Here is a 4,310-nt window from a genome sequence, read left to right as displayed (position 1 = left end):
GCCTGGCCCAGTTGGGCCGTTGGTCGAGTTTGTAGGCGCGTTTGGGCAGGGTGTAGGTGAGGTCGACGATCAGTTCGGCGGCCTCGACCTCGTCCATGCGGTGCTCGGCGACCATGCGGGCCAGGAAGGCGCTGTCGACGCGGCGGGCCACGTCGTGGCGGGCCGGGATCGACAGGAAGGCGCGGGTGTCGTCGTTGAAGCCGACGGTGTTGTAGAAGCCGGCGGTCTCGGTGACCTGCTCGCGGAACCGCATCATGCCCTCGGGGCTGTCGTGGAACCACCAGGACGGACCCAGCTTCAGCACCGGATAGTGGCCGGCCAGCGGGGCCAGCTCGCGGCTGTAGACGGTCTCGTCCAGGGTGAAGAGGATGATCGACAGGCGCGGGTCATTGCCGAACTTGGTCAGCAGGGGCTTGAGCGCATCGACATATTCGGTGCGCATGGGGATGTCGGCCCCCTTGTCGCGGCCGTGGGACGCCAGCAGGCCGGTGTTGTGGTTGCGGTGCGAGCCGGGGTGGATCTGCATGACCAGGCCGTCGTCCAGGCTCATGCGGGCCATCTCAGTCAGCATCTGGGCCCGGAACAGCTCGGCCTTGGCCGGGGTGACCTCGCCCTTCAGCAGGCTCTGGAACAGGGCCTCGGCCTCGACGTCGCTGAGGTCGGCGGTGGCGGCGGTCGGATGGCCGTGGTCGCTGGAGGTGGCGCCGGCCGCGATGAAGGCCTGGCGGCGCAGGCGGTGGCCTTCCAGATAGCCCTTCCAGCGGGTGACGTCCTGGCCCGAGACTTCGCCGAACCGCTCGAAGGCCCGGCCGAAGCGCTCGTCCTCGAAGTCGATGACCGCGTCGGGGCGATAGGCGGTGACCACATGGCCGCCCCAGCCGCTCTCGCGGATGGCCTTGTGGTGCTCCAGCCGATCCTGCGGGCCTTCGGTGGTGGCCAGGGTCTCGATGTTGAAGCGGTCGAACAGCGCCCGGGGCCGGAAGGCCTCGGTGGCCAGGGCCTCGTTGATGCGGTCGAAATAGTCGTCGGAAGTCTCGGCGCTCAGGAACTGGGTGAACCCGAACACCTGGCTGAACACGTGGTTGAGCCACAGCCACGACGGCGTGCCGCGAAACAGGTGGAAGTTCTGGGCCAGCAGCCGCCAGGCTTCGCGGGGATCAGTGCTGGGCACGCCGGCCTTGGAGCGGACCTTCAGGGCGTCCAGGCTGATGCCCTGGCTGTAGAGCATGCGGAACAGGTAGTGGTCCGGGGCCAGCAGCAGGTCGGTGGCGTCCTCGAAGGGCGCATTCGTCGCGAACCAGGCCGGATCGGTATGGCCGTGCGGGCTGATGATCGGCAGGCCCTTGACCTGGCCGTACAGCGCCCGGGCGACGCCYCGCGTGCGCTCGTCGGCCGGAAACAGGCGGTCGTCGTGAAAAACCAGAGGCCGTGTCGGTGTGGTCATGAGGCAAACCGGAGAAGGAGGGGGAGGAGGAGGTCGAGACCTAGGGCAGGGCCTTCAGGCCCTCCGCGCGGACGGTCCAGCCGGACTTTGGGAAGCCAGGAGCGGGACCCTTGGAACCGTCCCAGCCGCCGGCCATCATCCCGACCGCCAGCAGCAGCGACCCGTTGGACGGGAAATAGGTCTCGGCGGCGCGTCGGTAGCCCGGACCGTCGGGGCCGCCTGCACCCGGCGCGCCGGGCGTGAAGGCGATGGCGTGTTCGTCGGCATGGACGCGCGGCGTCATGCCCGTGACGCCCCACTGGTTGTTCTTCAGGTCCTTGAACAGCCAATCGACCGCGTCCTCGGGCTCGCCCAGGCGGGCGGCGGTCATGGCCACCATCGGGAAGTCCCAGCCCCAGGTCTGGCGCAGGTCCCAGTGGGCTTCGGTGGCGGCCAGCGTCCGCCGCATGGTGTCCGGATCGATCCGGTCGCCGCCGATCAGGCCGTAGGCCATCAGGAACGAGGGGTGGTCGCGGTTCTCGCAGGCGCCCGTCGCGTGGCCGTCGCAGGCGGGCGAGGCGGCCTGGCGCCACAGGTCGGGTGAGCTTTCGGTCGCCAGATAGAGGCCGTCGCGCTCTGCCACCTTGGACATCTTGCCGATCACCTCGTCCCATTGCGCCTCGCGCGGCAGGCCCCGTCGCTCCCGCCAGGCCTGGGCGGTCTGAAGGCCGCGCCGGAAATATTCGACCTCGAAGGTCGGGTTCAGAGTGGTCAGGGGATCGTAGTTCTCCTGCACCGGGATGATCGGCGGCCCCAGCACGTAGCGGCCGGTCGCGGCGTCCCAGCGCGGCCAGGTGGCCAGCAGGCGGGCGGTCTGGTCGACCAGCTCGCCGTAGCGCGCCAGGGTCGCCTGGTCGGGATGGGCCCGGAAGGCCAGCTCGGCCATCAGGATCGGGTGCGGCTGCTGCCACATGATGAAGGGCGAGATCGAGCTGGGGCTGTTGCGGCCCTCGGGTCCCGCCATCTTCGGCCACCAGGCGCCCTCGACCTTGTGTCGCCGCGCCTCGGCTTCGGCCTTGGGCAGATGGGCCAGGTACCAGGAGAGGCCGCGCTCCAGTTCGGCGGGCCGTCCCCAGGTGGCGAAATGGGCCGAGTGCCAGGGGTGCATTTCCAGGTGGAACTTGCCGTTCCAGCTGTTGGAGAACAGGCCTTCCTCCTGGGGCGGCGTGTCGCCCGCGCCGTTCAGGGCCTGCAGGTACTGGGACAGCACCACCCGGCGTTCCAGCTCGGCCGCGCGCGGATCGGTGCTGCCGGTGAAGTCGACGACCCCGCCCTGGGACCAGTAATCGCGCCAGTGGGCGGTGACAGYGTCGCGGGCCCGGGCGTAGCTGACGGCCGGCGGCGCCTTCGCGGTTCGCGAGAAGCCGACCATCACCACCAGCCGGTCGCCGGCGCCGGGCCGCACCGCGAAGGCGTGCGGGCCGCTGACCGCGATGCTCGCCCCGGGGGCGTCGATGGTCGAGCCATGGACCGTGTCGTCCAGGCGGCGCGACAGCACCAGCCGGCCCGGCGCGCGGCCTACAACGGTGGTCGTGTGGCGCTCGGGATGGGTCCAGTCCGACGGGTCGGGATTGAGGTTCGCCGACACGCCGGGATAGCGCACCGTGACGCCCAGTCGGCCGGCCGCCACCAGGGGTGAGACGATCTCGACCAGCACGACGTCGCGGTCGGGCTGGACGCGGGTCTCCACCGTCACGGGCTGGCCGTCATAGACGAAGGTGCTGGTCAGGCCGCCGGTCCACAGGTTCAGCGTTTGGCGGGTCTGGGACAGGTCGGCGAAGGCGGCGGGGCGTCCATTGGCGTCGCGCAGGTCCAGGGCGATGCGGCCCAGCGAGAAATGGTGCGGGTTCTCGCGCAGCCAGGCGTCGGCGGGATTGGGCTTCTCCAGCCCGCCCTTCATCCAGGCATAGGGCTGGCTGCCGCGCCCGGGCACGTCCACCGGCTTCAGGCCGTCGGCCTCGGTGTAGCCCTTGGGGTTGGGAAAGCTGTGCCACGACCACTGGGCCATGGTCAGCAGCGGGGCCAGGGGCGAGTATTGCTCGGGGAAAGTCTGCAGGCCGGTGATGTCGGCGGTGAAGCCCAACTGTCCGTTGCCGACCATCATCGGCGCGTGCGGATCGACGCCGGTCAGGGACACGTCGTGCCGCGAGACCAGCGCGTGGCGATCGATCGGCTGGGCCAGTGTCAGGCCAGGGGCGACGGCCAGGGCAAGAACAGCCGCCAGGGCCGCGAGACGGATCACGGCGCCACCGCCTTGACCGTGACCCAGTCGAAGTCGGCGACGCCCGGCTTGACCTGGCCGAGGTCGCTATAGGTGAACAGGGCGGGGCGTGCGCCCTTCCACCAGCTGAAACGCAGCGGAGCGGGTGCGCCCAGGGCGACGAAGCTCTTGCCGCCGTCGAGGCTGTAGCTGTAGCGCGCGGTCTGGTCGGCGACCTCGACCCTCAAATTCACGGCCTTGGCCGCCAGGGTCGGGCCAGGGCTTTCGACGCCGGCCGACGAGAAGGTCACGCGGGAGGCGCCGCCTTGCCGCACAACGCCGATCCAGCTGATCCCCTGACCGAACATCGCCAGGCCGGCGCGTTGGCCTTCGGCCAGGCCGCCGGCGTCCAGGCGGGCGGTGACAACCGAATGCTCGCTCTGCAGCACCTGGGTCAGGGTGTTGCGGGCCGAGACCAGGTTCGGGGCGGGCGCCGAGGTCAGGCGCAGGAAACCGGGGCGCTGGGTCAGGCTCCAGCGGCGGTCGTCGGGATTGTGGTTCCACTCCCACTGCGGGCTCAGCGTCTTGGTCGCGAAGGTGTCGGAGGTCTGGGGCTGGACCGGACCG

3 protein-coding genes are annotated in these 4,310 nt (G+C 70.3%); all 3 read right to left on the bottom strand.

Going from position 1 to position 4,310, the window contains the following annotated elements; all coding sequences use genetic code 11:
* A partial coding sequence (gene uxaC, locus AC1DZ6_RS20190; RefSeq protein ID WP_477098921.1) for a glucuronate isomerase occupies positions 1–1,444 on the bottom strand: 1,444 nt, incomplete at its 3' end.
* A 40-nt stretch (positions 1,445–1,484) separates the two neighbouring features.
* Entirely contained in the window at positions 1,485–3,725 is a 2,241-nt protein-coding gene (locus AC1DZ6_RS20185) for a hypothetical protein (protein ID WP_477098920.1), read from the bottom strand.
* Positions 3,722–4,310, bottom strand: a 589-nt coding sequence (locus tag AC1DZ6_RS20180) for a beta-xylosidase family glycoside hydrolase (protein WP_477098919.1), incomplete at its 5' end; no start/stop codon positions are given. The genes AC1DZ6_RS20180 and AC1DZ6_RS20185, both read right to left, overlap by 4 nt.

It is taken from the genome of Caulobacter sp. P1_B12_2, assembly GCF_056406675.1.
This window is presented reverse-complemented; position numbering and strand designations above follow the sequence as displayed.